This is a genomic window from Variovorax sp. P1_H2 (assembly GCF_056405295.1).
On sequence record NZ_JBFUCJ010000222.1, the window covers coordinates 1 to 4,291 of the forward strand.

The 4,291-nt window shown below is 63.9% G+C and carries 4 protein-coding genes and 1 pseudogene; 1 reads left to right on the forward strand and 4 read right to left on the reverse strand.

Going from position 1 to position 4,291, the window contains the following annotated elements:
* The 4 genes from AC1D2E_RS34865 to corA all read right to left on the reverse strand — a co-directional run.
* A partial coding sequence (locus AC1D2E_RS34865; protein WP_478201635.1) for a P-type ATPase actuator domain-containing protein occupies positions 1-656 on the reverse strand: 656 nt, incomplete at its 3' end.
* 11 nt (positions 657-667) lie between these two features.
* On the reverse strand, positions 668-2,470 hold the full coding sequence (gene kdpA, locus AC1D2E_RS34870; protein WP_478201636.1) for a potassium-transporting ATPase subunit KdpA: 1,803 nt from the start codon (positions 2,468-2,470) through the stop codon (positions 668-670).
* A gap of 1 nt (position 2,471) precedes the next feature.
* The gene (kdpF, locus tag AC1D2E_RS34875; RefSeq protein WP_478114019.1) at positions 2,472-2,570 is read right to left on the reverse strand and encodes a K(+)-transporting ATPase subunit F; all 99 of its coding nucleotides are present in this window, start codon (positions 2,568-2,570) and stop codon (positions 2,472-2,474) included.
* A 360-nt stretch (positions 2,571-2,930) separates the two neighbouring features.
* Positions 2,931-3,905 (reverse strand): magnesium/cobalt transporter CorA, encoded by a 975-nt coding sequence (gene corA / locus AC1D2E_RS34880; protein ID WP_478201637.1) that lies wholly within the window; start codon positions 3,903-3,905, stop codon positions 2,931-2,933.
* 167 nt (positions 3,906-4,072) lie between these two features.
* Between corA and AC1D2E_RS34885 the strand changes: the two are divergent.
* Positions 4,073-4,291 (forward strand): annotated as a pseudogene (locus tag AC1D2E_RS34885) (TorF family putative porin); the annotation flags it as partial.

Genomic DNA, 4,291 nt, shown 5'->3' on the forward strand with positions numbered 1-4,291 from the left:
ATGCGCACCACCAGCCAGTCCGACAGCACCCGCGTGCCGCCGGTGACGGCCGAGAAGTCGCCGCCCGATTCGCGCACCACCGGCGCCGATTCGCCGGTGATCGCGCTCTCGTCGACCGAGGCCACGCCTTCGATCACCTCGCCGTCGAGCGGGATCACGTCGTGCGCCTCGACCAGCACCACGTCCCCGCGGCGCAGGTTCGGTGCCTGCTCCGGCAGAAAGGTCGCGCCATGGAAGGGCTGGGTCAGCTTCTTGGCCCAGGTGTCCTTGCGCAGCCCGCGCAGGGAAGCAGCCTGCGCCTTGCTGCGGCCTTCGGCCAGGGCTTCTGCGAAGTTGGCGAACAGCACGGTGAACCACAGCCAGATCGAGACCGCGAGCACGAAGGTGGCCGACATGCCGGTGTCGCCAGGGAAGCTCAGCGAATGCACCCACAAGAGCGTGGTGAGAATGCTGCCGATGTAGACGATGAACATCACCGGRTTGCGCCATTGCACGCGCGGGCTCAGTTTGGTGACCGACGCCCACAGCGCGGGCCTGAGCAGTTCGGCGTCAAGGAGCGAGAGGTGCTTTTTCTTCCTGGCGAGGGCCTTGGCTTCMACCACGGCCGCCAACTCGGCAGGCACGCCCAGGGAGATCGGAGAAGGATTCTTYTTCATGGTCTGCAGTCTCATTTCCACAGCATCAGGTGCTCGACGACGGGGCCGAGGGCCAGTGCGGGCACATAGTTGAGCAGGCCGACCAGCAGCACGGTGCCGATCAGCAGCGTCACGAACAACGGGCCGTGCGTGGGCATCGTGCCGGCGGTGACCGGAATGCGCTTCTTGGCGGCCAGTGCGCCCGCGATGGCGAGCACCGGCACGATCACGCCGAAGCGGCCGAACCACATCGCAATGGCGAGCCACGCGTTGTAGAACGGCGTGTTGGCCGACAGGCCGGCRAAGGCGCTGCCGTTGTTGTTGCCGGCCGAGGTGAACGCATAGAGGATTTCCGAGAATCCGTGTGCGCCCGGATTGGCGATGCCGGCCTTGCCCGCGTCCGCGATCACGGCGAYSGCKGTGCCGGCCAGCACCAGGATCGGCGTCACCAGGATCGCGATCGATGTCAGCTTCATCTCGTGCACCTCGATCTTCTTGCCGAGGTACTCGGGCGTCCGGCCGATCATCAGCCCGGCGATGAAGACCGCGAGGACCGCGAAGATCAGCATGCTGTAGAGGCCGGTGCCGACGCCGCCGAAGACCACCTCGCCGAGTTGCATCAGCACCAGCGGCACCATGCCGCCCAGCGGCGTGAACGAGTCGTGCATGGAGATAACCGCGCCGCACGAGGCGGCCGTGGTGATGGCGGCGAAGAGTGCCGAGGCGCTGATGCCGAAACGCACTTCCTTGCCTTCCATGTTGCCGCCCGCCTGCAATGCGCTGGACGCCTGGTCCACGCCCAGCGCACCGATCAACGGATTGCCGGCCTGCTCTGCGGGAATGACCACGATCACCGCCGCGACGAAGAGCACCGTCATCGCCGCAAGCACCGCCCAGCCCTGGCGCAGGTCGCCGACCACGCGGCCGAAGGCGAAGCACAGCGCGGCCGGGATCAGGAAGATGGCCAGCATCTGAACGAAATTCGACAGCGCCGTCGGGTTCTCGTAGGGGTGCGCGGCATTGGCGTTGAAGAAACCGCCGCCATTGGTTCCCAGCATCTTGATCGCCACCTGGGAAGCGACCGGGCCCATGGCCAGCGTCTGCGTAGTGGTGCTCGCGTCTTCGGTCACCGGATTGCCCTGGGCGTCCTTGACCGGTTGGCCTGAGGCGTCGAGCTTGGGGTTCTGGTAGGCCGTGGCCTCGATGGTGGTCACGGTCTTGTAGGCGTCGAAGTTCTGGATCATGCCCTGGCCCACCAAGAACATCGCAATCACGAACGAGATCGGCAGCAGCAGCCACATCGTCACCCGCGTCAGGTCGACCCAGAAGTTGCCCACCAGGCCCTTGCCGTCCGTGCTGCGCGCCGCGAAGCCGCGGGCCAGTGCAAACGCGACCACGATGCCGGTCGCGGCCGAGAAGAAGTTCTGCACCGTGAGCCCGAGCATCTGCGTCAGATAGCTCATCGTCGACTCGCCGCCATAGCCCTGCCAGTTGGTATTGGTGGCGAAGCTCACCGCAGTGTTGAAGGACGAGTCGGGCGAAACGGCCGCCATGCCCGCGGGATTCAGCGGCAGCACGGCCTGCAGCCGTTGAAGTCCGTAGACCGCGAGCACGCCGATCGCATTGAAGGCCAGCAGCGCCAGCGCATAGCTGCGCCAGTGCATCGAGCTATCCGGCGACGTTCCGGCGAGCTTGTAGAGCGGTGCTTCGACAAGCTGCATCCAGCGCGGCAGGCGGCCTTCGCACAGGGCCGCGAGGTAGCGGCCGACCGGCCAGGCGAGCACGCCCAGGACGACGAGGTAGAGGGCCAGCAGGCCCCAGGCGGAGGCGTTCATGTCAGAACTCCTCCGCGCAGATGAGCGCGAACACGAGGTATGCGAACAGGATTACAGTGAGAAGGCCGCCGAATCCGTAAAGGACTTCGAGGCTGATCACGAGCGCTCTCCCTTGGGCGCGTCGAGCTTGAAGAGCCCGACCACCATCCCCGCCATGACGACCCACATCGCCGCAACGGCGACTATCCATACGATGTCCATTCTTCACTCCTGCAAAAGACAATGCGGAAAGTGTCCGCGCGGCTGCGTAAAGACRGGGGATAGAGTGCGGTGAGCGGCGTAAAAAAGGCGTAAAAAAGAGGCGTAAAGAGACTGGCTGCCTGCCGCAAAAGCGCGAACTCGAACCGATCCCATTTTGGAAGTGGGTCATCAACTTCCCTTGCGCCGCATAAAGTCTCGCCACCACACGGCCGGACGAACCCGGAAAAGAGTGGACTCAACACCCCGCCAGAACAGCGTGTCAGAGCCAGCCCGCTCGACGAAAGCGGTAGTACAAGTAGCCGCAAATGCTGACGATGAGCAACAAGGCGGCGGGATAGCCATAGGCCCACTTCAGCTCGGGCATCTGCTCGAAGTTCATGCCCCAGATGCCGGCAAGCGCCGTGCACACGGCGAAGATGCTGGCCCAGGCGGCAAAGCGCTTGACCACCTCGCCATCTTCGATGGTCACCATCGACAAGTTGACGTGAATGGCGGTGCCGATCGAATCGAAGATGGACTCGATGGTGTTGTTGATCCGGTTGAGGTGGTCGACGACGTCCCGGAAGTATTCCTGCGAGCCGATGCACAGCTGCGGCACACGGCCGCCGTGCAGCTTGCCGGTTCCTTCGAGCAGCGGCGCGACGGCGTGCTTGACCACCGTCAGCCTCTGCTTCAGTTCGTAGAGACGCTCGATGCTCTCGCGCGCAGCGCCCTTGGTGAATATCCGCTGCTCGATGGCTTCGAGTTCCACCTCGAGCGCATCGATCACGGGAAAGTAGCGATCGACCACCGAGTCCATGAGGGCATAGAGGACGAAGCCGGGACCCTGGCGCAGCAGTTGGGGCTCGCGTTCACACCGCTCGCGGACGTCCACGAATCCATGCTCGCTGCGATTTCGCACCGACACCACGTAGTTTCGACCGACGAAGATATCGACTTCTCCGACGTGCAATGCCTTCTTTTCCGCCGGGTCGGACTCGAGCAGGTGAAGCACCACGAACAGAGAGTCGCCGTATTCCCCGACTTTCGGCCGCTGGTGGCCGTACCGCGCGTCTTCGACGGCCAGCGCGTGGAGACCGAACTCGACCTGGAGCTCACTCAGTTCTTCCGGCGTCGCATCGCGCAGCGCAACCCAGACGAAGCACCCGGGAAGCGACGCGTATTCGTTGATCTCGGCGACCGGGATATCGGCGAGCTTGATGCCCTCCTCGTAGACGACGCAGTTGATGAGCATGCGAACGCAGACATTGAAGAATTTCGGGCATCTTGCCACTGACGCCAGCCATGGTGCGCTCGATCGAGCTGAGAGTAAACCAAATCTTTATGCGCGGCCGTGAGCTTTTTACGCGCCTTTTACGCGCGCAGCCGTACGCTGTCGCCTCTCCCAATTGCTCATCAAACATGAAACACGTTCTTGCGAAATCTCTCTCCTTGGCCTCTCTGGCGGCCCTGCCGATGCTCGCCAGCGCGCAGGCGGCCGCCGCCGACGCGGCTGCACCGGCGCCGAATCTCACGGCCAACGTCTCGCTGACCACGAACTACAAGTTCCGCGGGCAGGACCAGGACGTGATCGGGAAGAACGGCTTCGCCAAGGACGACTACGTCAAGCCGGCGATCCAG